The sequence below is a fragment of the Planctobacterium marinum genome (genome assembly GCF_020687805.1).
In the GTDB taxonomy this organism is placed as follows: Bacteria; Pseudomonadota; Gammaproteobacteria; order Enterobacterales; family Alteromonadaceae; genus Planctobacterium; species Planctobacterium marinum.
Genome location: NZ_JAJEWQ010000007.1, coordinates 1 through 26,593 on the forward strand (window position 1 = coordinate 1; position 26,593 = coordinate 26,593).

A 26,593-nucleotide genomic window follows, 5' to 3' on the forward strand; every position below is an offset into this window, starting at 1 on the left:
GCTTTATTCGCTACGAGATGGTTGGATAGCGCTTCACTATCCTGAATGAAACGCCCTGTGCGGAGCCGCATGCAGGGTGTTGTGGGGGCTGGAGGTTAGAGACCTCCGGCTACCCGATTATAGAGCATCTGTAGTCTCTCGTAGGGCTGGTCGATATTTAAAAATATCAATAACCGAAGCTGTGAACCCCTTCAGCAACTGATAATGTCGATTATGCATATAGTCCACCAAGCCCATTTAATTCTAAGAAAGCAGAATTCTGACCTTGTCTATTTTGCCCCTGATTATTAAGACGGCGTGTACTTCGAGCTAAAATACATGCAGTTTTAGCTCTTGTTATTCCTACATAATGGAGGTTTAGGTCTTGATCCCAACTAGGGTAAATCTCATCATTAAAATCTCCCGTATATTCTCTATATGGGAAAACCCAATCATACAGGTCAAGATGAAAGACTATCTCAAACTCCAACCCTTTAGACTTGTGAAGCGTCATCACTTGAACTTCACTGTCATTACTAGGAGCATATTGACTTAGTGCATCAGTAGAATTAATGACGACCTTCAGCGCATCAATGTCTCTAGAAGCCACATCACCTCCCAGAAGTTCTCTTGAGATACCAAGAATAGCCTCTTCTAAATATTGCTCTCCGATTGACCGCACTAACACGATTTCTGATCTTACTCTAGCGAGCTCCGCTCGTGTACATCTACTTTCATATTCACGGACAGCATCAATGTCAGTACTTAAAAAAGCACTGTCATATCTATACCTAAGAAGGTCAGAAAAAAGATTGCTGGCTCGTGTATTTATCAAGCCCAGGGGGTCATCATTGTACACGCGGTGCGGTATATTCAACTCCGATATTAAATAGTCCAAACTTCTATTGTTTCTTACTAAAATTGCTATCTCTGAAAGATTGGTAACACCAAATGAAGCAGCAGTTTGAGGTAGATAGGTGTTCAGTTCATTAGCTAGATCAATTTGTGTTCCGTTAAATACTCTTCGGAAGACTCTTATTTCGTTGACAGGCAAAAGATTTGCACTTTCAGAAAACAATCTATTTGCATAATTTGTTATGGATGGGTGACACCGATGATTAATATTAACAATGTGGTGTTCAAATACTTCAGGTAAGGAAATTAGTTCATTGATATATTCGGGACTACTTCCTCGCCAAGCATAAATAGATTGCTGCACGTCCCCTACAGCTACTGCCCTTAGCCCCAACTGCAATAAACTAAGGAATAACTTGTGCTGTGCTTGTGAGGAATCCTGGTATTCATCCACATATAGTGATGTATATCTGGCCGATATATACCTTTGGCATGCAATTGAATTATTTAAAATGTGGTTTGCTAATATTCCAACTGCTTCAAGAAGAACAATTCCGTTTTTATACTGTTGAATAAATTCATCTTCATATTGATCATAGTCATTAGTTGAAAGCACCACACCCGCATCACTTAATGGCGGCAGCTTGGTTTTTAATCCTTCATCCAGCTCATCATAAGTTATACACTCAAGGCGACTATCAGCTGGCCCCCACATTCTTTTGGCGAAGGGGAATATAATTTCACTTAAGCAAAAGTGATCAATTGTTCCGAAGAAACTACGTTTCGTGTTGAAGCCATCTTTCTTGCACTTTCTTTTTAGCTCCTTGCTGGCCTTAACTGTGAATGTTATACCTATCACGCCTCTATGATTCCCTATTTCAGGAATCTCTTTTCTTATTTTATGAACAACTATCGATGTTTTACCGCTTCCAGGACATGCTGTAATAACCATGTTGGCATTGGAGTCTATTGCTGCCTGTTGATCAGGCGTGGGGATAAAAGAATTAGTCATTCTAAGCTAACCCTTTAGCAATTTCTAAGCTTCTTAATAAAGGTTTTACTAGATCTCCAGCCCCTAGATTATTCAATTCATTCTTATAAGCATTCAAAAACCCACGCATACGAACTGCTTTTTTATCTGCCATATACTTAATGGCGTCAGCGGTATTAGCTTTTTCTGTATAAGCGATTACTTGTGCAGGCAGCTCACTCGCCAAATCATGCTCCAAGTCAACTTTAGAAAGGAACGTATTATGCGGATTAATTTGATTGGATACATTCTGCCAAATCCCATTCTGAACTATTGATTCTGCTGTTGTATCTACATCTCGATGGTCATACTTTTGCATACCTAATAAGTCTAGGCACCTATTAATACCAGCCAGATTCCGGAGTTCTACACCGCCCACTGTAATTTTGGAAACATCATTGTCTGTTCTTAAGACCCATGGAATTTCCATTGCATTTAGTACATCTACATAAACTTTAAATTGAACTCCGTCTACCGATAAAATTGATATATTATAGAAATCTAAATCTATGCCATTTTCTTTTGCCAATTCAGTATAAAAAAGTTGCTCAGATGGGCCTTCTACCAATAAAACAACCCTTGAAAAGAATGCCTCAGCAGGGAGGATACTCATTCTATAGCCAAGTTCGTCCCATGTGTCACTGATACATTCCGAGCACCCATCATTTGCGGCGTAGCTGCCATTTCCCCGATTTATAATATGGGCGATTGAGTCTGGGGAGTATCTAGCTGTAATTTGGGGGGAATGGCTTGTTATTAATGTTTGGCCAGGTAATTCATTGTTTAGATAATCGGCTAGCTTCCTCTGTTGGTGCGGGTGCAAATGAGCCTCTGGCTCTTCAACACAGTAGAATACGACCTCATGATCAGGGTCATGATCTCTTAGGCTTTTTGCCTTCCATAACGCTAAAAGAATTTGGTTGTTTCGCCCATCACCGCCAAGCATGATCTTTGATCCATTAGATGATGCGCTTAACTGTAGGCTGTCAATAAATTGCTGAACTTGGATTGCACCGGAATCTAAATGCACTCCATAACCATCAAAGGTATGAGCAAGTTTTTTCAGCTCATCATTTACTAAATTAGTAGAGCTCTTTACGTAGTTTAAGCGCCTTACTCGTTCATTAACTATGTTTAGGCTCTTTCCAATTTTGTTGAGTTGTTTATTATCAGATGCTGCATCAGCATCGTTCCTGTCGGTTTGAGATAGTTTTAGAAGTTGCTTTTTTTCAATATCTATAAACTTCTGTAAATCTCGCTGCGATTTAATATACCTAAGATTTATATACTTCAAGTAGAATCGATTGCTTATTTCTTCTAGGTCTGTTTCATCAGCCCCTGCGTAGAACTTATGTTCTAGGTTTTCTCTAGACGCTGCCAGCTTAAATACTGTTTTGGAATCATCACTTACATATTCACGCAAAACGGATAAAACTGCTTCTTCTTTCACATCACAAAAATGAATCACTATGCTAAATTCATTTGCCTGTGAGCCATCAGGTTTAATATTAAAGTCTGTTTCTGATGGCTCAATATCTCTTTCCGATAGGGATTTATCTAGCAGAAGCCTTAAGGCAAACATTAGGTTCGTCTTGCCAACGTCATTTGCCCCTATAACAAGAGTGCTTTTTCTAAAAGCGATTATCGCGGACTCAAAGTTTCTGAAATTAGTGATTTCTACTTTTTCTATCTGCACTTACTTACCCTTAAGATGAGAACTACTTAACTTGACAAATTCGCGTATGCGCCTGTTCTATAACAACTTAATATCGACCCAACGGGGCGTTTTTCTACCAGGTGCGGGGTCGTTTTCATTCTTTTTTCAATTGATAACAAATTTACCCGGATAATACCAGAAGTGGTCTGAAATAAACTTATACATCGAGTGGGTTCACTACAAAAATGAACCAATGGGTCGTTTTCCTGACTATGGGAGAAACTTGTTAACACTTGGGTATTTGAATAGTGATTATCGTTGTTGGGAACAACCTGTTGTTTAGCATATTTCCAGATGCACGATTGATTACTTCACGGTAAGAGCGGACAAGAATCTGTCTGCAAAGCATTCAAAAACTAATCCTGAAGGATGACTTGTTACATCAAAATAAAAAACAGGGGCATTCTCCACCACCGGCTTATTTGCAAAAATAATCGCCAAGGTAAATAATTGCTCGCTAATCTGCCGCTTAGTGTGTAGCAACCTGAGGGAATAATATGGATATCGTAGCGAACCCGGAAAATGTGATTGAGATCTGCAAGATTGCCCTCGATGCAATGAAAGCGGCGAAGTCGGATTACATAAATACTGTTTACTCCATGATTGCATCTTTGATAGTGGCCATAGGCTGGGTACTGACCTCAGCAGAGGCCAGGAAATTTATTAACGAGCACAAGCTGGTTTGGAAAGCGCTGCTGTTCGGTTCAGCCTTTATGTGGTTATTCCACATCGTCAACCTGACAGGCATTGCCGACAGAGCAATTAATGCGGCAACTTACGTTAATAATGCCTGTAGCGGGCTGAGTGAATCTGTTTTTGCCGTTTATCAGGTTTTGTGGTGGTGGCCTTGGGCGAGCATCGCATTTAATAGTGTGCTTTTTTCAGGCTTTATCCTCATGGTATATATCATTGGAAATGCTAAAGAGAGCAGGGTTAATGCTTCAAAGGCCGGTGAACAATGTAATTGAATAAGGGCAGGCCATTGGCCTTGCCGGATTCGGTATTCTTTCATTCAAACGCTTCGCACCAATGCCCCAAAGGCTAAAATATTAACAGAAATAGTGGTATCAGTTTTCAGGGTGCGCTACGTCACCCTGATAAAATGGTGTGCACTTTGAGGCGCTGTTTTTCACGGATTTGAGTAACCCAGAAAGTGGCGCTAAGGCGGAATCCAGTAGCGATTGTGCGATGGCGCTTTTGGGATTGGACATACTGCCGTTCAGAGTCTGTTTGATATCGGCGCAACCGGCTTTATCCAGCAAGGCAAAGGTAAAATCGTTAAAGGTTTTGTCGGTGGGGTTCAGCTGACCTTCAAATGCCAGCCGGTATTTATCGGTGGCGATGGCGGTATCTTTGAGCAGTAAGGCACCGTTATCCATTTTACTCTTTAGCTTAAATTGTGGGATCAGGGTTTCGCCACCAGACGCATTCGCGCCACTTCCCAAATCAAATACGTTCGCTGCCAGAATACCTACTGGCCCGGTGATCAGAAAGCTGCCCACGTCTTTCCAGTCACTTTCTTTACTATCTTTAAAGCCTTTTACTATTTTGTTGATATCTACGCCCTGCAGTTTGCCGCCGTCTAAGCCCAACTCGATATTGCCTGACAGTGTTTTTAAAAAGGATTGTGGGTCCTGAAGCAGACCCTGGGCATCAATGAGTCCTGATAATGCCATGGTGCCAGAGGGTTTAACCGGAGAGCTTGGCATAAAGGCGTGAAATTCATCCAGGTTGACCTGACTCTCGTTGATGTCCAGTTGAATACGTGAATGGCCTGCGTCACTGGTAACTTTACCCGCCACATCCAGCTGACTTTTACCTGTGTCCAGTTGCAGTCGGAGATCGCTGATCAGGTCATTGAGCAAGTTCACAGGCTGGCTCAGTTTGCCGCTTGTTTGCACCTCGCCGGAAAGTGTCATCATGCCTAAGTTTTGCAGCGGAAATTGCGGTAGCAAGGCAGCGAAATCTGCCAAAGCCAGCTGACTATCCGCAATGTTTAATGTCAGGTTGGCGTCGCCTTTCGGGTTTTGCAGAGTTCCGGATAAATGCAACCGGGTACGCTCGGTGTTCAGGCTCAGGTTGTCGAGCCTGATATTGTTTTCTGTGGCAGTTATTGTGGTAGCTACCTTACCCAAATTGGCACCCTGAGCCTGCAACTGCGCAACATCCAGTTTCGCGCGGATAGGGGAGTGATCTTTTAAAATGATGATTTCGGATTGTTCCGCAATATGCACATCTTCAAGCTGTAAGTTCAGGTTATTCACTATAAATTGCTGCTGTGCAGAGACATCCTGCAGATTGGCCTTTTCGATACTCAGCTTATGTAACAGCACTCGCTTGACCGGAAGTGTGTTAGCGGCGTTATCGGCTTCGGGCTCAGCCTGAGCCGGACGTGTTGCTAACCAGTCATCCAGCGCCTGCATGTTTATTTGCAGATCAGGAGCGATCAATCGAACCTCGTCAAGGATAATGTTTTTGCTGATGGCATCCATAATACTTGCGTCTACCACCAGGGTACCAATATCGCCATTGACAATCGGGCCGTTCACGCGCAATTGCTTGATGGTAATTTTACCCGGATTGAATAAGCTGTGTTCGATATCCTCGAATGCAATGCTGTGACTTTCGACATCGTTCAGGTAGGGAGTCGCTTCATCTTTAAACCAGTTTGGATCCCAAAATAGTGCGGCTAACAGGAGCAACAGTACAGGCACAACGACGACGGTGGAAACGATCTTCTTAGCTAACGTCATATTGATACCACTCCTTTTTTAAACCGACCCTAAAATTGCTTGTCAGAAAGTGAAGACAACCTATCCGCAGCAAAGTTCCTCTGTTATCTGAGCAGGCAAAAAACCTTGTCTCTCCAGATACAGCTGCCCTTCTTTGCGGGAAAAGCACTTGTGGACTTTGATTTGCGAGGTGTTGCCAAACTGAAGAAAGAAGTCCCCCTGATCGGCACGATTGACTACCCAGACTTCGGAGAGTTGATTACGGCGATCGGTACTTAAACTATTGGCGTACTGTCCGGCGATATTATTGGCGTGAATGTGGCATTGGCTCATATCCACCATGAGCGACCACTTTTTGTTGTTTACCGTTCTGACCGTATCTGCCAGTTCACACATGTAACGCAAATCGATAACCGGGTTCCATTCGCCTTTCAAAATAACCTGAATAACTTTATGTTGCGTGGTGATGGAATAGGTTGGACTTTTCATGGTTGGTGAGTGAGAAAGAGTACACTGCGCAGTGTAAGCCGGATTTGTGACGATATGATTAATCTGGCGTGACTGATACATGTCAATGCTGTTCAAAGATTGAAGCCGTATTGGTTCAACCACAGTTGCGCACTGTCAACGCTGGTGCAGCGCTTCAGGGGAATTTTCGCCTTTTCGATAAAGTGAATAAGATGCGCACCCTGATTCAGGTTGTCCACTATCCAGCACTCCACTACCTGATTGCGCCGGTCCATATGAAATGCCGTTTTTTGTTTAAAACCAAGGGTCTCTTTACTGACAACCCAGCCTCGCATATCTACCACCAATCCCCAGGGAGCGGATTGCATGTTGCGCATGGTGAGCGCCAGTTCGTTGAGGTAAGCCAGGTCAGACTTATTATCCCAGTCCCCCTCAAGGTCTACTTTGATTAACTGCTTTTTAACGATGACCTGATAGGATGGCAACATAATGTAAGAATAATAAAGACGCTGAATATAAATTTACCATAACTGCATATTTAGGAAAGGTGCGGGGTAAAGATATTGCCAATTTCCCCGAGAAACGACGCAATTAAATGTAACGTTTTGTTGAATTTACTAAGCGCAGTGCAATAACGGGCCTACGCCAACAAGGCCTATATCATGCCGATGATGAGGGTTGCCACGCCAAAAACGACACCACACAAAGCAATGTAGTTTTCCGGCTTTTTAATAAACAGAATTATTACACATAACAGACCCAAAGCACCCACCAGATAGTTGGCCTGTTTAGCGAGGAATTGTATTGTGCGCCATGCACCATTGTCCGGGCTTTGTTCAGCTAATTGTTTGATGGAAATTTTGACCTGTGTACTTTCGATTGCTTCCAGGGTAAACCGAAAAGCTTCATTTAACCTTGGATCAGAGACAAACTCGATACTGTGGCCCAGTGTGAAGGTATGAGGGACATTGTTATATTGGGGTTGACCTGGATCTTTCAGGTCAATATGTATGGTTGCCTGGTTATTGTCTGGATCACTGGCATCCAGTTGAAACCAGGTATTGGGCACCGACACCTTAACCGCGTTTGCGTGCCCCTCTGACAAATAGAACTGACACTCAGGAATACAGTTTGCTACATCGGCATCAACCTTGTTGGCCCAAATCACGGCAATTACGACAAGCAAAGTGTACATTGATACTTTCATTTCTCAGTCCTCTTGCCGGGGTAAATGTGTTTGCTGGCAGCTCAGGTTAAAGCCGGTAAATATTCGAACCAATGTAATGTGGCGGCTCCGTGTTGTCAAACGCCTTACAAATCCCTGTAGTGCGATGACTTCGCAGCCACTGTGCTATTAAATGACAGATCGGGTATTGCAGCATTTAAAGGGTTTAATTAAACTTTCAGGTAGCTTAATTAACCGTCCTTATTGGTTGTTTAGGGGGCCGGTTATTACATGGATAGGGTATTAATGAACAAACTATGAGCAAAATGTACGCATGTGTTTTTTTCACTTTTTTGTCTTTGATGGCTGCTAAGACGCTGGCAAATACATTGACTGAGGAGCTGTGGTTTAGTGCTTCATCAGGGGAAGAAGTTCGGGTTTCTTATAGCGTCACAGATGGCGTAAAGTCATTGATAATTTACAACCGGACAGAATTGTCTGAACAAAGAATCATAGAAGAATTTGCTACAGCAGCGCTTAATGATGGGCATTACAACTACCTTCAGGATTTGGAAAGTTCGTTCGATGCTAACGGGAAAGATTGGACAGAAGATAACAACAATCACGTTGCCGATAGTCAGCAAAACTCAGATCCCGATGTTATTATTTTCCGCGAACGTGGCAGTAAATTAGTCGCTGCATGCAGGTTGCAAGCTGGGTTATGTCGGGATATAGCCGATGTTGAGTTTAGCGAGTTTGACAAGGGGTTTGCCATCAATTTTCCGGCGCCTGATCCTTCGGCGACTATGGCAAAGTTGCAGCAACAGTTGCAACTTCAGGCCACCCTGTTTAAGGCTGTGAACCGGCTAAGTTCACAGGCTAATATGGTCTGTCAGGTTCAGGGCAATACTTTGCTTCAGTTAACCTGCCGCGTGGCTGTTTAGCGTATCTTCATTTCCGGTTTGATGTGCTGGATAGAAACGCAATAACCCTGCTTTATCCTGATGCCAAGACAGGCGCCGGAAAAAGCAGGGTTCTTTAGTGATAGTACTGCCCTGTCAGCTCGCTACAAAAGCTGGCAGTATTCGCTCAGCGATCATTTGTTGTGTTGTCTGATCGCGATGATGTGCTGTTACTACTACCACCAGGTTGAGTTCTTTAACGTGCAATATATACATACCGCCGCCGCCCTGGGCTGAAGCTGACGGGTAATGTTTTCCATTGTGATGTAAATCGGTGCCCCAAAAGTAATACCCGTAACCCTGTCTGGACACATCTTTACCACCGCCGTATATATCATCATCGCCGGTGAATATATGACGGCGGGTCGCGTCGCTGAGGTAAGCCGCTGAAATCAGTTGTTGTTCCTGCCATTTACCCTTGTTACTGAACAGCAATCCAAATTTCAGCATATCCCGCGAGGTGATACTGGCTTTCCAGCCAGATTCCGGCAGGCCACTGGCGGCGTTTTTCCAGCTGTAATTGTGAATACCGAGTTTGTCGAGCAATTCTGTTTTAATAAAGTTTTGAGCAGAGCCGGGTACAACCGCATCCAGCACCTGCATGATCAATTGCGGGCCGGTACCATATTTAAACACCTGAGTGTCGTCGCTGATGGGTTGGCTGGTTTCCAGAATGACCTGAACTTCCTGTTGCCCCTTGAGCTTCTCCGGATTGTCATTGATTTGCTGCCATTGCTCTTCACTAATAGTGATCCCGGTGGTCATGGTCAGGGCATGGCGAAGGGTGACTTTCCCTGCGCCATCTGCTAACCGGGCGTGATCCAAATCCTTGAGAAAACTGATCACCGGTTTGTCCAAATCCGCCATCGACAAATAACCCAATTGTATTGCACGACCAACGGCCAGTGAGGTGTAACTTTTGGTGGCAGAAGATTGCGGGTGCGATAAGTCGATTCGGCCGCGCCGGTAATAAGATTCAAACAGCAACTCTCCCTGATGTGCAATTAGCAAACTGTCCAGTTGACCGTGCTTTTCTTCTGCAATTTCTTTGGCCAGTTTAACAATGGCCGCGTTATCGCCGAGGCGGGAGCTGAGGTTGCCGACGGCTATGCCATCATTAAGGTTTTCCGGACTGGCACTGATGTAGGCCTTTTCGAGTTCCGGAATATCCATGAATCTCTGATTGAGTTCTGGCTCTCGCCAGTGTTTGATTAAGGCTTCTTCTGCGGTGGCTCTGGGGGCCCCTGACGAATCTATCCCTGAACCGGCAAGTGCGAAGTTGCAGATCATACTGATAGTGGTGATTGTGAATAAGTGGCGGATTTTTGTTTTCATGTCTGTCCTTTAAAATTCGGACTCCTCAGCCAGGTGCTGAGTCGTGGTTATTGATCTCATCACCAGTCTGTCGTAATTACCCCGTAAAACATGATAAAACGCTGACTTGTCGCTGATTTTTTGCTGATAAGCGGAAATCATATTCTTCTCTGCCGGTGATAGTGGTAACGTTGGTATCTTTGGGACGAGCCTGGCGTCAGAGGGGTTATGGCAGAACAATATTGGTTGGGCGGGTTTTTTATTGATCTTTCCCGGAATCAGATCACCCACAATAACGAAACACTGACACTGCCGCCGAAAGTATTGGCGGTGCTGACCTATCTGGCGGAACATCAGGGCAAAGTGGTAAGTCAGGACGACCTGCTGGACAACATCTGGAAAGATACCGTGGTGTCTCCCAATACGCTGCAACGCTGTATTGCCCAACTGCGCAAGGCATTAGGTGATGACAGCAGACAACAGCACATCATTAAAACCCATGCCAAAAAAAGGTTACAGCCTGGAATGCAGCGTTAGTTGGCAAACGGGGATTTCGCCACAAAGCAGCCATGACCAACACAGTGATACACTGACTGAAGACGTTGTCGTCAATGGCACGCAGGCTGCTACAACCGATGATGAATCTTCAACCTCTTCCGGCAAGCCTGCATCCCCTTCTTCAACCCATAGCATACGTCAAAAACGAACCGCACTATTCGCGCTGGTGGCTTTACTGCTGATTGTGGGCACGTTGCTAACAAACCGTTTCTGGACTGAGTCAGAGCCCCGGTTTGCTATTGATAATATTCGCGCGCTGACTTCAACAGACAACCGGGAACTGGCCAGTGTTTATTCACCGGATGGCAAATACATTGTGTTTAAACGTTATCCGGAAGTGCTGTGCGTGAACAACCTTTGGGCAAAGAACAGAGAAACTCAGGAAGAGTTTCAACTGACCCAGGAGGTTGGGGCATTTGATAGTGCGGCGTTTTCAGCCGATGGTAAAACCCTGGCGTTTGTAAAAGAGGTGGATTGCAGAACACCCATTACGCAAAACAGCTGTTTTAAGCTGCAAAGCATAAATTTTGAACAGGCCCTCAGGTCGCCACAGCGTCCGGAAACACTGATGGAGTGTAAAAATACTGAAATTCGCACAGCCCGCTGGCTGAATAGTGATGACATTGCCTTAATGCAGAAACATGAGGGCCGCTGGCAACTTATTAGCTATTCCATCCAGGAAGACAAAAGCAGCACTTTGTTTGCACCTGAATCAGGCAACCTGATTGCCTATGATTATTCACCGGCACTAAATTTGTTGGCACTGTCGCGTATCGATAGTGATGGCAAGGCGTATATCGACATGCGCAATCCGGACGGAGAATTGGTGTCCAGCCATGCGATCCAATTGCCGGATAAGATTGCAAAATATCGCCCGATTTATCCGCGTTTTTCGGCTTTGGATGAGTTATTGCTATTTAGCACCGGCAGGCAACTCTTTAGCCTGTCTCATAAGGGCCAGGTGGCGCGCATTACTGTGCCACTGGATGAGGCTATGGGGACACCGGTATTTCATCCGGATGGCAAACATATGCTGGCCATTAAAGGCTTTTACGACAGTGATATTGTGTTATTGCCTGGCCCGTTCTCAGACAACACACCCGGTAATATTACCCGGCAACAAATGCTTGATGAGACGCTGGCCCGCTCTACATTGGAGGATGAACAGGCCAGATTTCAGCCTGAGGGGGATTGGATTGCCTACGTTTCCAACCGCTCTGGTGCGGCGCAGATCTGGTTAACCGATGGCGAAAGAACAACACAGCTTAGCCAGTTTCCGTTAGATACCTTTATCCCCAGTTTTGTCTGGGCGGCTGACGGGCAAAGTGTGTTAGTCAGCGCGTCCTACGAATTAAAGCGCATTGAACTTAATGGTCGCGAAACTGAGATCCAGCTTCCCTATCCGGTGACCGATCTTTTTCACTGGGATAGTGCCGGGCAAACGGTGCTGGCCATGGCCCAAATTCAGGGCATCAGTCGGCTGGTGGAAATAGACCTGGATAAACTTAGTGTACGTGTAGTGAATAATAAAAAGGTGATTTGGGCACAAAAAACCGACGATGGCAAAATCATTTATCTGGATAACCTGGACCGCTTTTGGCAACCGGGTCCCGCTGAGGATCAGCTTATCCCAATCGAAAACGGCACAGGTCGGCACAAACACTTTGTGGTTCGTGGCGAGCAGATATACAGCATCTATCGCGACTATCAGCTGTGGTTTTATAATCTGCAAGACAATAGTTCAGGCATTATTGCCCAATTGCCGGATACCGTTGATTACATCACGGATATTAATGAGCAACAGATGTTACTGACCTTACGTGTCGCAGCCCGCAAGGACGTGGTGGAGCTGACACTGCAGTGAGTCGGTTTTAGAACTGCCGGTCATTACCAACAAATCAGAAGTTTAAAAAACTCGGGTAAGCTGTTTACTATTATTGAGCCACAGTAGCGTATTGTATCACCCACAAAAAACCCGGCAGGCGCCGGGTTTTTCATAGTTAGCTTAAGTAGCTGGGTCGCACTACATCATGCCGCCCATGCCACCCATGCCGCCCATGCCGCTCATATCTGGCGCAGGCGCTTCATCTTTAGGTGCATCAGTGATCATACACTCGGTAGTGATCATCAGGCTGGCGATAGACGCTGCGAATTGCAGAGCTGAACGCGTAACCTTAGTTGGGTCAAGGATACCCATTTCGATCATGTCACCGTAAGTGTCGTTACCCGCGTTGTAACCGTAGTTACCTTCGTGGTTCTTAACTTCGTTAGTAACAACAGAAGCTTCTGCACCGGCGTTAGAAGCGATTTGACGCAGAGGAGATTCCATCGCGCGCAGTGCCAGGTTTACACCGTGAGTCTGGTCTTCGTTGTCACCAGTCAGGCCTGCTAATTTAGCAGCAACACGAACCAGAGCAACACCACCACCAGGTACTACACCTTCTTCAACGGCAGCGCGAGTAGCGTGCAGTGCATCTTCTACGCGAGCTTTCTTCTCTTTCATTTCAACTTCAGTGGCTGCGCCAACTTTGATTACTGCTACACCGCCAGACAATTTAGCCAGACGCTCTTGCAGTTTTTCTTTGTCGTAGTCAGAAGTAGATTCTTCGATTTGACCACGGATTTGCGCGCAACGACCTTTGATGGCTTCTTCGTCGCCAGCACCGTCAACAACAGTTGTGTTGTCTTTGTTGATAACGATACGCTTAGCAGTACCTAAATCTTCCAGCGTGGCTTTTTCCAGCTCAAGACCGATTTCTTCAGAGATTACAGTACCGCCAGTCAGAGTCGCGATGTCTTGTAACATAGCTTTACGACGGTCACCGAAACCAGGTGCTTTAACCGCAGCAACTTTAACGATACCGCGCATGTTGTTAACCACCATAGTGGCCAGTGCTTCGCCTTCTAAGTCTTCAGCGATAACCAACAGCGGCTTAGAGGCTTTAGCAACAGCTTCTAATACTGGCAGCAATTCACGGATGCTGGATACTTTTTTGTCAACCAACAGAATGAAAGGGTTTTCCAGTTCAACAGTACCGTTGTCCTGGTTGTTGATGAAGTAAGGAGACAGGTAACCGCGGTCGAATTGCATACCTTCAACAACGTCCAGCTCGTTTTGCAACGCCTGACCTTCTTCAACAGTGATAACGCCTTCCTGACCTACACGGTCCATTGCTTCAGCAATGATGTTACCTACTTCTTCGTCAGAGTTTGCAGAGATAGTACCTACCTGAGCAATTGACTTGCTGTCTTTACAATCTGTAGACAGGGATTTTAATTCTTCAACCGCTGCAGCAACAGCTTTGTCGATACCGCGCTTAAGATCCATTGGGTTCATACCCGCGGCAACAGACTTAAGACCTTCAGTTACGATAGATTGCGCCAGAACAGTGGCAGTAGTAGTACCGTCACCCGCTTCGTCGTTAGCTTTAGACGCAACTTCTTTAACCATCTGTGCGCCCATGTTCTCGAACTTGTCTTCCAGTTCGATTTCTTTGGCTACAGATACACCGTCTTTAGTGATGGTAGGTGCGCCGAAAGACTTGTCTAAAACAACGTTGCGGCCCTTAGGACCCAAAGTAACTCTTACTGCGTTTGCCAGAACGTTAACACCCGCCAACATTTTTGCGCGAGCGTCATCTGAGAAGCGAACTTCTTTAGCTGCCATTTTAATTTCCTCTAATTATGCTTAGTTGATGGGGTTGTATTATTCGACGATTGCAAGGATGTCGCTTTCGCTCATGATAAGCACTTCTTCGCCATCCAGTTTTTCAGTTTTAACGCCGTATCCATCATTGAAAACAACGATGTCGCCAACTTTTACGTCAAGTGCGCGAACTTCACCATTGTCAAGAAGGCGACCGTTACCAACAGCGATAACTTCACCACGAGTGGATTTTTCTGCAGCAGAGCCAGTTAAAACGATGCCGCCAGCAGATTTAGTTTCCTGCTCGTGACGCTTAACGATAACGCGATCGTGTAAAGGACGAATTGCCATCTCAAGATCTCCTGATAAGTCTTGTTTAAGTCAAATAAGTACCCAAATGGGCGGTTATTTTAACCACTGTGCCAATTGGCAAAGTGGCATGTTGTTTATGTCTGCCTGCCTAGATGGGGGTCTCAGAATCGATCTCAAGGACTTTTTTTTAAAAAAAGTGAAATTTTTGTTTATTTGTCGCAATTCGTCGTATCAAAGTCCGAAAAACACCCTGTCAAAGCGGAATAATCAGGGGCAGTGCCAATATTCAGGAATCAATAACCATGAAGAAAAATCTTGCGATATTAATGTTTGATCAGGTGGAAGTGCTGGACTTTGCCGGCCCTTTTGAGGTGTTTTCAGTAGCTAATGAATTACATGACTATGGGCTGTTAAATGTGCTCACTGTCAGTATTGATGGCAAAGATGTGTGCGCAGTGAATGGTTTGAGAGTGGGTGTAGACTGCAGTTTTGCCAGTTGTCCAGATGATATTCATTATCTTGTGATACCAGGTGGCGACGGCACCAAAGCGATATTTCAGCTTCCCGAATATCAGTGCTGGGTAAAGCAGCGGTATCAGCAGGCGGAACAGGTGTTAACCGTGTGTTCCGGTACGCGGTTGTTAGCCGGTATGGGGTTGTTGTCAGGAAAACAGTTCTGTACACATCAGGAAGTATATCCACAGCTAGTGGCGCTGGCCCCCGATGCATTTCCTCAGTCACATTTGCGCTACGTGCGCGCTGGCAAACTGCTGTCTGCAGGCGGTATATCGGCTGGTATAGATGCCGCGCTGGATTTACTTAAGGACATTACCAGTGCAAAGGTGGCCAACAAAACCGCAATCTACATGGAGTATCATCGCAATAGCGCGGACTGCGGGATGGATTTTGGGCGCGACTGATTTAGTCAGCGCGTCTTGTATTTCATCTGAAATTTTTGCTTATCTCAAACGGGCGTGTTAAATCGGGGCTGAAATATTGCAAAAAATGCAATGTTCTACCGGTATTTATATTGTTCTGGTTCAATCACCGAATAAACGGGACAGGCTTCATACTAAGCTCGACATTCTTGTAGTACATTTTTGTTCCGCTTTTAGAACAAAAAAATGGACTAACTAACAATGAAGCTCAAATTTAAAATCGCCACAACCGTCCTGGTATTTCTATATATCATTGTATCTTCTGTCTCTGCTTCGGACCTGGATTTAAGTCTCTTCAAGACTAAAAAAGTGAATGAAAGCTTGTATGTGATGACTCAGGACTATGGCGATGCATCAATCAATTTTGCTGCCGTAGTCGGAGAACACAGTGTTGTACTCATCACTACCATGATGAAAGAGTTCTCTCCCCACGTTGAAGGGCTTATTAAAAAGGTAACTGATAAACCCATCCGACATGTCATTAGTATTGATGGCGACTACTACCAATATTATGGCAGCAGATATTTTGTAGAGCGTGGCGCAACATTCATCGCTCATAAAAACCTTATCCCGAATGTGTTTGAAAACAGGATATTAGTGGATAAACCCTATCGGTTGGATGTAGGTACAGAGAAACTTTGGGTTATTCCAACCAAAGCTCACACTACTGATCATGTCATGGTCAAACTTGAAAATAGCAATGTCATTTTCGCAGGTGACGCGTTAAGTTTTGACTGGATTGTCTATTCTGGCCCCAACGGTCCCGATGAGCATATCGCAGCGTTAGATTTGATCCTGGCTCAGGGAGACGAAGAAACCATTTATTACCCAGGGAACTGGACGGCAGAGGAGTTTGGCAACAAAGCGGATATGGGAGAGTTGATGGCAACCTACGGACTATTTGTAGAAAAAGTTAAATCGCTTCATAAATCAGGACTCAAACCGACAAAAATTGCCGAAAGCCAGGATATTCACAACTTACTGAAACCGCTAAATGATTACCAAAGGCTCAGCCCATATACCATACATTTCGTCAAAGATGTGTTGGGAATCGTAGATGAAAGCTAGAGATTATTAAAATTCATTGCTGTGACAATGACGGCCAGGGGTAAACCCCTTTGCTGTTCACGGTGCGATTGTGTAGTGGGATAATCTTGCGGTTATTGAGGTTGGCTCTTTCGATGGCGCCGTTTTCAATTGTATCGAATAAAATATCAAAAGAACCATCGTCAATACTGGCCAGAATGCCTTTTTCGATTGTCTCGGCCAGTGCCCGGTTGTTTTTGTGTACGAAAAAGAAGATGTAGGCAGGGTAGGCAAATGCCAGCTGTTGTTCCACTACCAGGCCGTGTTGCTGGTGCTGTTGGGCCTCTCCCCACACTTCCAGTATTGAGCGCGGGAAGTAGTCGGCCCGACCTTTTTCCACCAGTTCAAACATGGCGTCGTAGATCTCAACGCCTTCTACCCTGAATCCATTGTGTTGCAGCACTTTGATATCTGGCCAGTCGTGACCCTGCACAGCCAGGCGTTCTTGTTGTAACCCTGACAGTGACATGTCTTTGCTGAAACGATGTTGGTTTTGAGCAGAAATTAAAAATATGCGATAGCCAAACAAGCCTTTATAAATGGGGATTTTGATGGCCCGAAGCTTTTTTTCTCGTTCAATGGAAGTCATGCTCCAGGCCACATCCAGTTCAATATCTTGTGATAACAGCACCAGTGCGCGCCCCTGTTGAATCTTTATGCCGGACTCAGTGAGGTGATATTGGTTATCCGGTTGTCCCTTTTTGAGGGCCATTTTTAGCAACGCCAGCGGGTATCCGTCAGAAAATGACTGATGAGGATAGGTAAGGAAAAGTTCTTCGGCGATGGCACTATTGACCATCAGCACAAAGAACAGTGCGAAATAGCGACGCATGTCAGGGTAAAATATTTGGTCTTTTCATAGTGCTAATTAAAGACCAGTTTCAATGATTTTTCATTGGTACTTTAGTACAAGGCACATGAGTTTCTAATCGTCTTTGCGCTGATATTCGCCTTCGATCACCGTTGGATCTTGCGGTTTGGATGACTGATACCGGGACTGAGTTTGTTGATGTTGCTGAAACTGCGCCTGCTGAAAACCCCCGGCGCTGTGCATGACCACCCGATGACCCAGATTCGCCATCAGATACCTTGCAATGAGCGGGCGGGTGAACGGTGTGGCAAACAGAAACCCGATGGCATCAGTAATAAATCCTGGCGTTACCAGCAACACACCCGCAACTAACAATAGCAAACCTTCCGCCATTTCCTGGCCGGGCATTTCACCACTGCGCATTTTGAGTTGAGCGTTCGTCAGGGTTTGTATTCCTTCCTGACGCACCAGGTGGGCACCCAAAAAGGCTGTGATAATGACTATGGCGACGGTATTCCAGCCACCAATTATTTCTCCAACATTGATCAGCAAGGCTATTTCAATAATGGGTAAAATCGCGAATAATATGAAAAGTTTTGCAAACACGTTCGTCTCTTTTGGCCTACGCTTTATCCCTATAGACATTGAGGCTCTGAATAAAAACTCAATGCTATGTTATGTAACCAAGTTTGTATCCCTGTTTTTTCTTGAGCATGAAATATGATCTCAGGAGTACAGGTCTTTAGGAGCTATTATGTCAGATTTATGTGTTGTTTTGTGTACTTGTCCTGATAAATCCCATGCACGCGACATTGCTTGCAAAGCCATTGAGGCGAACCTGGCGGCCTGCGTGAACATTGTGCCCGGGATTTTGTCGGTATATCGTTGGCAGGGTAAGGTACAGCAAAATTCTGAGTGCCAACTGGTACTTAAAACTCATAAAGAGGCTGTGGCTGCCTTGCAGAAACTGGTCTTTAAAACGCATCCCTATGATGTTCCTGAGTGGATTGTGTTAAATGCCGATGCTGCAGGTGATGAATATGAAAAGTGGATAAAAAGTACGGTTAAATGAGCAATAACAAGCAGTTTGTTTTAATTTTTTCAGTCATTTTAATGGTGTTGCAGCTGTCCTGGTTGCAACCCTCCCAGGCCCTGCAATTTGATACTCAGGTAGACGATTTATTCTCTGAAGAGCCCGAGTTTTTGCCCGTCGATGAAGCCTTTATCTTTGAGTTTGATCAACAAGATGAGCAGCTGATATTAAGCTGGCAGATTGCCGAGGGCTACTACCTGTATAAAAAGCAATATAAATACGTTGCCAGGGACGTCACCGTAACTGATGCCGTGTTTGTTACTGAACATCAGCAAATCGAAGATGAGTACTTTGGCATATCCGATGTGTATTTTGAACAGTTAGAAATTCGACACGATATTCAATATGCCAAACAGGACGGGGTGTTCAAGGTCCGCTATCAGGGCTGTGCAGAAGCCGGTTTGTGTTATCCACCCACCACTAAAGTGGTTTATCTGAGTGCGGTTGCTGGTGATGCCGAACTGGCTAAAGCGGCTCAATCTTCTGAAGCTATGGAGTCTGAAACTGGTTCCGTATCTGAGCAATTTGAACTGCAAGCCATGTTATCCGGCGAGCAACCACTGGCAATGACATTACTGCTTTTTGTGCTGCTGGGTGCGGCGCTGGCCTTTACCCCTTGTGTGTTTCCTATGTATCCCATTATTTCCAGTATTGTGGTGGGGCAGGGAAAACAGGTTAAAACTTCCAGGGTGCTGACATTATCATTCTTTTATGTTCAGGGTATGGCCATTACTTATTCCCTGATCGGGTTGGCGGTAGCCAGTGCCGGTGTGCAGTTTCAGGCGGCACTGCAGGCAGACTGGATTTTAATAACTTTCACCGTCATCTTTACCGCATTGGCACTGGTGATGTTTGGTGCATATGAACTGCAACTGCCTTCAAGCTGGCAGGTAAAACTGAATAGCATGAGCGCTCAACAAAAAGGCGGCAGCTTTGTGGGCGTGTTTATTATGGGCGCAATTTCCGGGCTGGTGGCTTCCCCCTGTACTACTGCACCGCTGACCGGCATATTGCTGTTTATTGCCCAAAGTGGTGATTTGTTACTGGGCTTTACGGCGCTATACGCTCTGAGCATTGGCATGGGCATCCCGTTGATTATCTTCGCTGTAACCGGTGGTAAGTTGCTGCCTAAAGCGGGCAACTGGATGAACATTGTGAAAGTCGCTTTTGGCTTTATGATGCTGGCCGTCGCGTTATTATTCCTGGAGCGCATGGTAGAAAATCTCTGGACCAACCTGGCCTGGGCTGCGGTGGGATTAGCCATGTTTGGCTATTTTTATGTGATGAATCAAAACAGTACAGCAAGCTTCTGGAAAGGTGTGCGGATTGTGGTGATTTTCCTGGGTTTGTTTGCATCTGCGCTGTGGGGCTGGCAACAAATCCAGCTGGCAACGGGCTTAGTTAATCATTCCGACGGGACGGCGACTGCAGCCAAAGCCCATCCCGAGTTTCTGATTGTGAAAGACCTGGCCGACTTCGAAGCCAAGCTGACGCAAGCCAATCAGCAAGGTAAATCTGTGATGATCGACTTATACGCCGACTGGTGTGTGGCCTGTAAAGAGTTTGAGAAGTACACCTTTACCGATGCCGGAGTACAGGATGCCCTGTCGAATACCGTGTGGATGCAAATTGATTTGACCGACAATACACCGCAATCGCTGGAGTTTCAGGAAAACTTTGCCATTTTAGGGCTACCCACCATCTTATTTTTTGATGAGCAGGGCAATGAGCTGGACAGCGCCAGAGTTACTGGTTTTATGAAGGCCGATAAATTTGAAGCGCATGTGCGCAATGCGCTGTAGCTCATAACTATTTGACTTGCAGGAGATACTGGCGGGGCGACTCGCCAGTGGTCAATTCACAAATCTCTGTATGACACGCCACCCTGTTTAAATAAAGCTGTTCTGCCCGCTTTGCTATTTCCGAGACACTATTAATTTAAGTCAGTCGGTAAACGCTGGCGACCAGTATGGTTACTACACACCATCCCAAGCCGATACTCAATGGCAGAAAACCAATCACTACGCCGACTTTAGATAAGGTGTCTTCACCGACAATATCCGGTTTTATGGCCTGCAGAATAAAGCCAAACGGGTTGTAAATGGCACCAATCAGGGTCAGCCATAAAATGAGTGATGGAGGATTGATTTGCAACTGCAGCAGCACCAGAAAAACCACAAAGATAATGGCAGACATGATCAGATAATCGATGTGAGAACGCACCAGATCCCGGTAATTAGGAAATACCTTTTTTACCCAGCGCCATTTCAGGTAGCGGGCGGCAGTCAACAACCAGGCCTCCAGTAGTGCCATAATCAGACAAACCGAGGCCGCAACCGGCAGCAGGAATAAATCTGTCGTCATTTATTGTTTGTGCAGCGACAACAGTGTGCTGCTCTGGTTTGCCAATGGACGGGCAGACAATATTTTATAATAGCCTGCCACTGAGTTTCCCATATTGATCTGGTAGCGTGGACTGTCCTTTACATGAAATACGCTGCTGATCGCATCGTTGGGCAGTTCGAGTTTAAGTAACTCTTCATAAGCTCTGCAGGACAATACGGCGACGTTTTGTCCTTCGATTTCCAGTTGCAACTTGTCGTTATTCATCCGCTTATCCGATTGTGTTTACTTGGTGCCAAATATCTTATCACCGGCATCGCCAAGGCCTGGCAAAATATAGCCGTTATCATTTAAACGCTCGTCTATGGCGGCGGTATAAATGTCAACATCGTCGTGGATCTGTCGAACATTATAGATACCCTCAGGTGCTGCCAGTAACACCAGACAGGCGATAGAAGTACAGCCTTTATTTTTGAGCAGGTCGATGGTGGCATTCATAGTACCGCCGGTGGCCAACATGGGATCTAAAATAAGTGCGGTGCGTTGCTCAACATCTTCAATAACTTTGTCGAAGTAGGGAACCGGTTGCAGGGTTTCCTCGTCACGATAAAAACCCACCACACTGATTTTTGCCGTGGGCACCAGGTTCATTACCCCATCCAGCATACCTAAACCTGCCCGCAAAATCGGCACCAGGGTGATTTTCTTGCCGTGAATTTGTTGTACCTGGATTGGTTCGCCACTCCAGCCGGTAATTTCGGCGTTTTCTGTGGGCAGATTACGGGTGGCTTCATAAGTCAGCAAACCGCCTATTTCTCCGGCCAGTTCCCGAAAGTTTTTGGTGCTGATGTCTTTGGTTCGCATTAAACCAATTTTATGCTCGATAAGGGGGTGTTTAATGTAATGGACTGGCATAGTGTTGTTTTCCGTTGTCTGGATTTTTATAAGTGTACTTTAAACCGATTCTGTTGCTTTTGAAATGTCATTAAATTGTCTTCAAAAAGAAATGACTTGCTAAGAAAATGCGCTAATCTTCGCAGATTAGACCAGTAAAATGCTGCCTTTTCTGCAATTTTACCTATAATGGAGCGAATTATAGGATATTGCGAAACTGATCGCTCATTATTTAACCTGTTTTTATGTTGCGTCTGACATAATTGTTTCATACTGTTAAATATTAAGTGTTTTCGACGACGTTTGATGATTTTTAGTCTATAAATTCAGTATTCGCAGCAAACTAAGAAAAAATTACTTTGAACATACTATTGCTTAACGGTCCCAATTTAAACATGTTAGGTAAGCGCGAGCCGGAAGTTTACGGCCATCGCACCTTGTCTGATATTGTGCAGGGTTTACAACAGGTTGCCAGCGACAACGGTGCCATTTTAGCGCACCTGCAATCCAATGCTGAGCATGAGTTGATTGACAAAATTCACGCCGGTTTCGGCAAAACCGATTTTATCATTATCAACCCTGGTGCTTTTACCCATACCAGCGTCGCGCTGCGCGACGCGCTGTTAAGTGTGTCTGTACCTTTTATCGAAGTACACCTGTCTAACGTCCATGCCCGCGAGCCTTTTCGTCATCATTCTTATCTGGCTGATGTCGCACAAGGCGTGATCTGCGGTTTGGGTGAGCAGGGATACCACTTCGCCCTACAAGCTGCATTGCGCCATGGCAATGTGCAACATTCATAACAAACAATTAAATTGATTACATAGAGAGTCAACAATGGATATACGTAAAGTTAAAAAACTGATTGAGCTGGTGGAAGAGTCCGGTATTGCTGAATTGGAAATTACTGAAGGTGAAGAATCTGTACGCATCAATCGCGGTCACAGTGGTGGCGCTTATATGGCGGCTCCTATGGCTCAACCGATGGCCCATGCCCCAGTTGCTGCACCGGCTGCGCCTGCCGCCAGTGAGCCAGCTGCACCCGCAGCCCCAACAGGCCATACGGTTCGCTCCCCAATGGTGGGTACCTTCTACCGTTCTTCTTCACCTGGTACGCCAGCGTTTGTTGAAGTAGGGCAAAGCGTATCTGTGGGTGATACCTTGTGTATCGTTGAAGCCATGAAGATGATGAACCAAATCGAAGCCGATAAGTCGGGTGTGGTTAAGCAAATCCTGGTGGAAAATGAAGAGCCTGTAGAATTCGATCAGCCTCTGTTTATCATCGAATAAGAGGCAAGCTCATGTTGGATAAAGTTCTTATCGCCAACCGGGGTGAGATTGCACTGAGAGTATTGCGGGCTTGTAAAGAGCTGGGCATTAAAACAGTGGCCGTACACTCGACGGTAGACCGAAATTTAAAGCATGTGTTGCTGGCCGATGAGTCTATCTGTATCGGAAAGGCAGCAGCTCAGGAAAGCTACCTGAACATTCCTGCCATTATCGCCGCCGCAGAAGTCACTAACTCAATTGCTATTCACCCGGGATACGGCTTTTTGGCGGAAAACGCTGATTTTGCTGATCAGGTTGAGCAAAGCGGCTTTATTTTCATTGGTCCCAAAGGCGACACTATTCGTCTGATGGGTGACAAAGTGTCAGCCATCAATGCCATGAAAAAGGCCGGTGTTCCCTGTGTACCGGGTTCTGATGGGCCATTAACGGACGACCAGGATGCGAACAAAGCTCACGCCCGACGCATCGGTTACCCCATTATTGTTAAAGCTGCCGGTGGTGGTGGTGGTCGCGGTATGCGGGTGGTGCGCTCTGAAGGTGAGCTGATCAACGCCATTGCAACTACCAAGGCGGAAGCCAAAGCGGCCTTTAACAACGATGTGGTTTACATGGAGAAATTCCTGGAAAACCCACGTCACGTTGAGATTCAGGTACTGGCCGATGGTCAGGGGAATGCGATCCACTTAGGTGAGCGGGACTGTTCTATGCAGCGTCGTCACCAGAAAGTCGTGGAAGAAGCACCTGCGCCAGGAATTACCCCTGAAATGCGCGCCAAAATCGGTGAGCGTTGTTGCCGTGCCTGTGTGGAAATCGGCTATCGCGGTGCCGGTACTTTTGAGTTTCTGTACGAAAACGGCGAGTTCTACTTCATCGAAATGAATACCCGTATTCAGGTAGAGCACCCGGTTTCAGAAATGATCACCGGGGTTGATTTGATCAAACAGCAACTGCGTATTGCCGGTGGTTTACCGCTGTCTATTGACCAGTCGCAAATCAACATCAAAGGTCACGCCATTGAGTGTCGTATCAACGCTGAAGATCCGAATACCTTTATTCCTTCTCCGGGCGCAATAGATATGTTCCATTCGCCAGGTGGTTTAGGGGTGCGTTGGGATTCCCACATTTACGCGGGCTATTCAGTACCACCTAACTATGACTCCATGATCGGTAAACTGATCACCTACGGCGAAAGTCGTGATGTGGCCATCGCCAGAATGCGTCATGCACTGGACGAACTGGTAGTGGAAGGAATCAAAACCAACATTCCACTTCAGAAAAAAATCATGGCAGATGAAAGCTTTGGTGCCGGTGGTACCAACATTCATTACCTGGAGAAAAAGCTGGGGATTGGCGGCCATTAAGGCAACCTTTATAAGCGATTCAAAACGGGCCGGATGGCCCGTTTTTGTTTGTGTGAATAAGTTCTTATAGATTTTCCGGAGTAGTTAATGGCCTATTTTTATCTGGCAATTGCAATTGTCGCTGAGGTAATCGCTACCAGCGCCCTGAAGGCCTCTGAAGGGTTTTCTAAATCTATCCCCTCTGCTGTAGTGGTTATCGGGTTTGGTATCGCATTTTATTGTTTATCACTGGTATTGAAGACTATCCCCATTGGCATCGCCTACGCCATCTGGTCAGGGCTTGGCATTGTATTAATCTCCATCGCCGGATTGATTTTGTTTGGTCAGAAACTGGATTTAGCGGCCATTGTGGGGATTGTACTGATCATTAGCGGTGTGGTTGTGATGAATGTATTTTCAAATTCGGTGAGCCATTGAGGCGGAATAAGTAAAAGCTATGGCTACCGTGATATTCAGGTTAAGGATAATCGTCCTGTTGTGGCTCACTATGGTCGGCTATGGCGCAGCAAAAATTCCGGATATGCACGAGGACAATGGCTACATTGAACCATTCCAGATGTTCGATAATGTCTATTACATTGGTGATAAATGGGTTTCTTCCTACGCGGTGACAACCTCTACCGGACTGATCATCATTGATACGCTGGAGTTTCCCTATAGCCAATGGCTTCCTCTCAACCTTAAAAAGTTAGGCTTACAAGGTGCACGGGTGAGCCACATTCTGGTGACCCATGGTCACTCAGATCATGTGGCTGGTGACAGCTATTTACAGGAGTTATACGCTGCTGAGGTCACTATTTCCGAGCAGGGTTATGCACTGGCTCTGCAGCAAGCTGAACAAAGCCGCGGTGAGAAGAAGTTCAGGCCGCCTGAAGTGTCATCATTTGTAAAGGATGAAATGAGCCTGCTTATTGTTAATACAAGGTTTAAGTTTTACCTTACCCCCGGTCATACACAGGGGGATATGTCGATTGATTTTATGGCAAGGCATCGAGGGCAATTGTACCGCGTATTTGTCACCGGAGGGCACAGCGCAAATCTTCAAAATAAACAACTGACCAAACTGTTTATAGCCAGCATGTCACGCATAAAAACACTCAGCGCTGAAAGTCCTGTGGTAACCGTCAACCTTGCAAATCATCCCCATAAAAATCATTTATTTAAATCCCGTACGGCGATTAACACTAATGATTTGAAGAATCCGTTTGTTGATCGGGAAAACTTCCTTCAATTTATCGAGCAGCAACAGGCGCAGGCCCTAAATAAGGTGCAGTAATCAGTGAGTAATCAGGTTCCCCACAAGTGACAGTGTAGAGCTGCATTACTTCTTTTTTCCCGGTTAGACGGAGATGGTCCGTTTCTTGTCTTCAGCGTATATGATGATTATAATGGTTAAAAAAAGCACCTGCATTGACAGGGGCTTAACCAAGGACAGAACGTTGACAAAAGGAGAATCATGCAATGAGCCGATTACGGTACCTCATCCTCTTACTAACCCTTCCACTATTTACGCTGGCCCAACCCGATAGCTATCAAAGAGACATCAATGACGTAAACGGAAATGGCATCAGAGACGATGTCGATCGTGAAATAGCGAGTTTGACGTCTGATATCACAGAACAGACCCATTTGAGTTATTACGCATTTTTTCTGTCGCGTTTTATAGAAACTAAAGGCATAAAGCGAGCACAGAGTTTTGCCAATATGGTGGAGCATATGATGTGTCTGAAAACCGAAGAACATCAGATTGAAATCAAGTCTCGTATTCTTGATTCAGAAAATAGCTTTAGTGCTTACAACAGGGCGAACAGTGAAGTTGTCAGGTATATGTGGTTACAGTCGGCTATTGGGTCGAAGAACTGTGCTATTGAACGGTCTCCGACTGACCTTGATTTTTGGCAATTTATCCAGGCTGCTTACGATGAAGATATATGCGACAGAATCAAAAAAAATAACAGATTTTCTGCAGATCCTATGGCTAAACATGATTACGCCAGGTGTATAGACGAAACCCGGTAAGTCAAAATTAAACTAATTAA

General features: G+C 45.4%; 28 protein-coding genes. 14 read left to right on the forward strand and 14 right to left on the reverse strand.

Annotation, left to right across the window (positions count from 1 at the left end):
• Window positions 1–211: 211 nt before the first annotated feature.
• Both LJ740_RS19470 and LJ740_RS19475 read right to left on the reverse strand, forming a co-directional pair.
• Window positions 212–1,846 (reverse strand): UvrD-helicase domain-containing protein, encoded by a 1,635-nt coding sequence (locus LJ740_RS19470; protein WP_229530804.1) that lies wholly within the window; start codon window positions 1,844–1,846, stop codon window positions 212–214.
• 1 nt (window position 1,847) lies between these two features.
• The gene (locus tag LJ740_RS19475) at window positions 1,848–3,560 is read right to left on the reverse strand and encodes an ATP-dependent nuclease (protein ID WP_229530805.1); all 1,713 of its coding nucleotides are present in this window, start codon (window positions 3,558–3,560) and stop codon (window positions 1,848–1,850) included.
• Between the two features lie 518 nt (window positions 3,561–4,078).
• Here LJ740_RS19475 and LJ740_RS19480 point away from each other — a divergent pair.
• Window positions 4,079–4,549 (forward strand): hypothetical protein, encoded by a 471-nt coding sequence (locus LJ740_RS19480; RefSeq protein ID WP_229530806.1) that lies wholly within the window; start codon window positions 4,079–4,081, stop codon window positions 4,547–4,549.
• A gap of 99 nt (window positions 4,550–4,648) precedes the next feature.
• On the opposite strand, the gene LJ740_RS19485 is transcribed toward LJ740_RS19480, so the two are convergent.
• The 4 genes from LJ740_RS19485 to LJ740_RS19500 form a co-directional block, all read right to left on the reverse strand.
• The gene (locus LJ740_RS19485; protein ID WP_229530807.1) at window positions 4,649–6,334 is read right to left on the reverse strand and encodes an AsmA-like C-terminal region-containing protein; all 1,686 of its coding nucleotides are present in this window, start codon (window positions 6,332–6,334) and stop codon (window positions 4,649–4,651) included.
• A gap of 60 nt (window positions 6,335–6,394) precedes the next feature.
• The gene (locus LJ740_RS19490) at window positions 6,395–6,898 is read right to left on the reverse strand and encodes a hypothetical protein (protein ID WP_229530808.1); all 504 of its coding nucleotides are present in this window, start codon (window positions 6,896–6,898) and stop codon (window positions 6,395–6,397) included.
• Entirely contained in the window at window positions 6,895–7,269 is a 375-nt protein-coding gene (locus tag LJ740_RS19495; RefSeq protein ID WP_229530809.1) for a hypothetical protein, read from the reverse strand. Before LJ740_RS19495 ends, LJ740_RS19490 begins: the two co-directional genes overlap by 4 nt.
• Before the next feature lie 167 nt (window positions 7,270–7,436).
• Window positions 7,437–7,988 (reverse strand): hypothetical protein, encoded by a 552-nt coding sequence (locus LJ740_RS19500; RefSeq protein WP_229530810.1) that lies wholly within the window; start codon window positions 7,986–7,988, stop codon window positions 7,437–7,439.
• A 275-nt stretch (window positions 7,989–8,263) separates the two neighbouring features.
• Between LJ740_RS19500 and LJ740_RS19505 the strand changes: the two genes are divergently transcribed.
• A complete protein-coding gene (locus LJ740_RS19505) occupies window positions 8,264–8,890 on the forward strand; it encodes a hypothetical protein (RefSeq protein WP_229530811.1) in 627 nt (208 codons plus the stop codon).
• A 114-nt stretch (window positions 8,891–9,004) separates the two neighbouring features.
• Here the strand turns inward: LJ740_RS19505 and LJ740_RS19510 are convergent, their stop codons facing one another.
• Window positions 9,005–10,243 (reverse strand): serine hydrolase domain-containing protein, encoded by a 1,239-nt coding sequence (locus LJ740_RS19510; protein WP_229530812.1) that lies wholly within the window; start codon window positions 10,241–10,243, stop codon window positions 9,005–9,007.
• Window positions 10,244–10,450: 207 nt separating this feature from the next.
• Here LJ740_RS19510 and LJ740_RS19515 point away from each other — a divergent pair, with 207 nt between their 5' ends.
• Both LJ740_RS19515 and LJ740_RS19520 read left to right on the forward strand, forming a co-directional pair.
• Window positions 10,451–10,759, forward strand: a complete 309-nt coding sequence (locus LJ740_RS19515; RefSeq protein WP_229530813.1) for a winged helix-turn-helix domain-containing protein — start codon at window positions 10,451–10,453, stop codon at window positions 10,757–10,759.
• Window positions 10,689–12,644 carry a TolB family protein gene (locus tag LJ740_RS19520; protein ID WP_229530814.1) on the forward strand — a complete coding sequence of 652 codons (1,956 nt, stop codon included), beginning with the start codon at window positions 10,689–10,691 and terminating at the stop codon, window positions 12,642–12,644. Before LJ740_RS19515 ends, LJ740_RS19520 begins: the two co-directional genes overlap by 71 nt.
• Window positions 12,645–12,803: 159 nt before the next feature.
• Here the strand turns inward: LJ740_RS19520 and groL are convergent, their stop codons facing one another.
• Window positions 12,804–14,447 (reverse strand): chaperonin GroEL, encoded by a 1,644-nt coding sequence (gene groL, locus LJ740_RS19525; RefSeq protein ID WP_229530815.1) that lies wholly within the window; start codon window positions 14,445–14,447, stop codon window positions 12,804–12,806.
• Window positions 14,448–14,486: 39 nt separating this feature from the next.
• Window positions 14,487–14,777 (reverse strand): co-chaperone GroES, encoded by a 291-nt coding sequence (locus tag LJ740_RS19530; protein ID WP_229530816.1) that lies wholly within the window; start codon window positions 14,775–14,777, stop codon window positions 14,487–14,489.
• 263 nt (window positions 14,778–15,040) lie between these two features.
• Here LJ740_RS19530 and LJ740_RS19535 point away from each other — a divergent pair, with 263 nt between their 5' ends.
• Window positions 15,041–15,658, forward strand: coding sequence for a DJ-1/PfpI family protein (locus LJ740_RS19535; protein ID WP_229530817.1), 618 nt, complete (start codon window positions 15,041–15,043; stop codon window positions 15,656–15,658).
• Window positions 15,659–15,877: 219 nt separating this feature from the next.
• The gene (locus LJ740_RS19540; protein WP_229530818.1) at window positions 15,878–16,744 is read left to right on the forward strand and encodes an MBL fold metallo-hydrolase; all 867 of its coding nucleotides are present in this window, start codon (window positions 15,878–15,880) and stop codon (window positions 16,742–16,744) included.
• 13 nt (window positions 16,745–16,757) lie between these two features.
• On the opposite strand, the gene LJ740_RS19545 is transcribed toward LJ740_RS19540, so the two are convergent.
• Both LJ740_RS19545 and LJ740_RS19550 read right to left on the reverse strand, forming a co-directional pair.
• A complete protein-coding gene (locus LJ740_RS19545; RefSeq protein ID WP_229530819.1) occupies window positions 16,758–17,594 on the reverse strand; it encodes a type 2 periplasmic-binding domain-containing protein in 837 nt (278 codons plus the stop codon).
• Window positions 17,595–17,687: 93 nt separating this feature from the next.
• A complete protein-coding gene (locus tag LJ740_RS19550; protein WP_377306615.1) occupies window positions 17,688–18,179 on the reverse strand; it encodes an FxsA family protein in 492 nt (163 codons plus the stop codon).
• A 148-nt stretch (window positions 18,180–18,327) separates the two neighbouring features.
• On the opposite strand from LJ740_RS19550, the gene cutA reads away from it, so the two are divergent.
• Together cutA and LJ740_RS19560 are read left to right on the forward strand one after the other, a co-directional pair.
• Window positions 18,328–18,645 carry a divalent-cation tolerance protein CutA gene (gene cutA / locus LJ740_RS19555; protein ID WP_229530821.1) on the forward strand — a complete coding sequence of 106 codons (318 nt, stop codon included), beginning with the start codon at window positions 18,328–18,330 and terminating at the stop codon, window positions 18,643–18,645.
• The gene (locus LJ740_RS19560; RefSeq protein ID WP_377306613.1) at window positions 18,642–20,468 is read left to right on the forward strand and encodes a protein-disulfide reductase DsbD; all 1,827 of its coding nucleotides are present in this window, start codon (window positions 18,642–18,644) and stop codon (window positions 20,466–20,468) included. Before cutA ends, LJ740_RS19560 begins: the two co-directional genes overlap by 4 nt.
• A gap of 136 nt (window positions 20,469–20,604) precedes the next feature.
• Here LJ740_RS19560 and LJ740_RS19565 read toward each other — a convergent pair whose 3' ends face one another.
• From LJ740_RS19565 to upp, 3 genes are read right to left on the reverse strand one after another with little or no spacing between them, the layout of a single operon-like run.
• A complete protein-coding gene (locus tag LJ740_RS19565; RefSeq protein WP_229530822.1) occupies window positions 20,605–21,030 on the reverse strand; it encodes a hypothetical protein in 426 nt (141 codons plus the stop codon).
• Window positions 21,031–21,276 carry a hypothetical protein gene (locus tag LJ740_RS19570; protein ID WP_229530823.1) on the reverse strand — a complete coding sequence of 82 codons (246 nt, stop codon included), beginning with the start codon at window positions 21,274–21,276 and terminating at the stop codon, window positions 21,031–21,033.
• Between the two features lie 18 nt (window positions 21,277–21,294).
• Complete coding sequence (upp, locus tag LJ740_RS19575) at window positions 21,295–21,924, reverse strand: uracil phosphoribosyltransferase (RefSeq protein ID WP_229530824.1); 630 nt, start codon at window positions 21,922–21,924, stop codon at window positions 21,295–21,297.
• A gap of 338 nt (window positions 21,925–22,262) precedes the next feature.
• Here upp and aroQ point away from each other — a divergent pair, with 338 nt between their 5' ends.
• The 6 genes from aroQ to LJ740_RS19605 all read left to right on the forward strand — a co-directional run bounded on the left by aroQ (window position 22,263) and on the right by LJ740_RS19605 (window position 26,573).
• A complete protein-coding gene (gene aroQ, locus LJ740_RS19580) occupies window positions 22,263–22,706 on the forward strand; it encodes a type II 3-dehydroquinate dehydratase (protein ID WP_267498373.1) in 444 nt (147 codons plus the stop codon).
• A gap of 34 nt (window positions 22,707–22,740) precedes the next feature.
• A complete protein-coding gene (accB, locus tag LJ740_RS19585; protein WP_229530825.1) occupies window positions 22,741–23,193 on the forward strand; it encodes an acetyl-CoA carboxylase biotin carboxyl carrier protein in 453 nt (150 codons plus the stop codon).
• Between the two features lie 11 nt (window positions 23,194–23,204).
• Entirely contained in the window at window positions 23,205–24,554 is a 1,350-nt protein-coding gene (gene accC, locus LJ740_RS19590) for an acetyl-CoA carboxylase biotin carboxylase subunit (protein WP_229530826.1), read from the forward strand.
• Window positions 24,555–24,641: 87 nt separating this feature from the next.
• On the forward strand, window positions 24,642–24,971 hold the full coding sequence (locus tag LJ740_RS19595; protein WP_229530827.1) for a DMT family transporter: 330 nt from the start codon (window positions 24,642–24,644) through the stop codon (window positions 24,969–24,971).
• 19 nt (window positions 24,972–24,990) lie between these two features.
• Complete coding sequence (locus tag LJ740_RS19600) at window positions 24,991–25,830, forward strand: MBL fold metallo-hydrolase (RefSeq protein ID WP_229530828.1); 840 nt, start codon at window positions 24,991–24,993, stop codon at window positions 25,828–25,830.
• Between the two features lie 185 nt (window positions 25,831–26,015).
• Window positions 26,016–26,573, forward strand: a complete 558-nt coding sequence (locus LJ740_RS19605) for a hypothetical protein (RefSeq protein ID WP_229530829.1) — start codon at window positions 26,016–26,018, stop codon at window positions 26,571–26,573.
• Window positions 26,574–26,593: the final 20 nt, after the last annotated feature.

Bases quoted from the DNA above. Each gene is read 5' to 3' on its own strand.
- LJ740_RS19470 (WP_229530804.1), bottom strand. From the start codon at position 1,846: ATGACTAATTCTTTTATCCCCACGCCTGATCAACAGGCAGCAATAGAC.
- LJ740_RS19480 (WP_229530806.1), top strand. From the start codon at position 4,079: ATGGATATCGTAGCGAACCCGGAAAATGTGATTGAGATCTGCAAGATT.
- LJ740_RS19485 (WP_229530807.1), bottom strand. From the start codon at position 6,334: ATGACGTTAGCTAAGAAGATCGTTTCCACCGTCGTCGTTGTGCCTGTA.
- LJ740_RS19495 (WP_229530809.1), bottom strand. From the start codon at position 7,269: ATGTTGCCATCCTATCAGGTCATCGTTAAAAAGCAGTTAATCAAAGTA.
- LJ740_RS19500 (WP_229530810.1), bottom strand. From the start codon at position 7,988: ATGAAAGTATCAATGTACACTTTGCTTGTCGTAATTGCCGTGATTTGG.
- LJ740_RS19505 (WP_229530811.1), top strand. From the start codon at position 8,264: ATGAGCAAAATGTACGCATGTGTTTTTTTCACTTTTTTGTCTTTGATG.
- LJ740_RS19510 (WP_229530812.1), bottom strand. From the start codon at position 10,243: ATGAAAACAAAAATCCGCCACTTATTCACAATCACCACTATCAGTATG.
- LJ740_RS19515 (WP_229530813.1), top strand. From the start codon at position 10,451: ATGGCAGAACAATATTGGTTGGGCGGGTTTTTTATTGATCTTTCCCGG.
- LJ740_RS19520 (WP_229530814.1), top strand. From the start codon at position 10,689: ATGACAGCAGACAACAGCACATCATTAAAACCCATGCCAAAAAAAGGT.
- groL (WP_229530815.1), bottom strand. From the start codon at position 14,447: ATGGCAGCTAAAGAAGTTCGCTTCTCAGATGACGCTCGCGCAAAAATG.
- LJ740_RS19530 (WP_229530816.1), bottom strand. From the start codon at position 14,777: ATGGCAATTCGTCCTTTACACGATCGCGTTATCGTTAAGCGTCACGAG.
- LJ740_RS19535 (WP_229530817.1), top strand. From the start codon at position 15,041: ATGAAGAAAAATCTTGCGATATTAATGTTTGATCAGGTGGAAGTGCTG.
- LJ740_RS19540 (WP_229530818.1), top strand. From the start codon at position 15,878: ATGAAGCTCAAATTTAAAATCGCCACAACCGTCCTGGTATTTCTATAT.
- LJ740_RS19545 (WP_229530819.1), bottom strand. From the start codon at position 17,594: ATGCGTCGCTATTTCGCACTGTTCTTTGTGCTGATGGTCAATAGTGCC.
- cutA (WP_229530821.1), top strand. From the start codon at position 18,328: ATGTCAGATTTATGTGTTGTTTTGTGTACTTGTCCTGATAAATCCCAT.
- LJ740_RS19560 (WP_377306613.1), top strand. From the start codon at position 18,642: ATGAGCAATAACAAGCAGTTTGTTTTAATTTTTTCAGTCATTTTAATG.
- LJ740_RS19565 (WP_229530822.1), bottom strand. From the start codon at position 21,030: ATGACGACAGATTTATTCCTGCTGCCGGTTGCGGCCTCGGTTTGTCTG.
- LJ740_RS19570 (WP_229530823.1), bottom strand. From the start codon at position 21,276: ATGAATAACGACAAGTTGCAACTGGAAATCGAAGGACAAAACGTCGCC.
- upp (WP_229530824.1), bottom strand. From the start codon at position 21,924: ATGCCAGTCCATTACATTAAACACCCCCTTATCGAGCATAAAATTGGT.
- accB (WP_229530825.1), top strand. From the start codon at position 22,741: ATGGATATACGTAAAGTTAAAAAACTGATTGAGCTGGTGGAAGAGTCC.
- accC (WP_229530826.1), top strand. From the start codon at position 23,205: ATGTTGGATAAAGTTCTTATCGCCAACCGGGGTGAGATTGCACTGAGA.
- LJ740_RS19595 (WP_229530827.1), top strand. From the start codon at position 24,642: ATGGCCTATTTTTATCTGGCAATTGCAATTGTCGCTGAGGTAATCGCT.
- LJ740_RS19600 (WP_229530828.1), top strand. From the start codon at position 24,991: ATGGCTACCGTGATATTCAGGTTAAGGATAATCGTCCTGTTGTGGCTC.
- LJ740_RS19605 (WP_229530829.1), top strand. From the start codon at position 26,016: ATGAGCCGATTACGGTACCTCATCCTCTTACTAACCCTTCCACTATTT.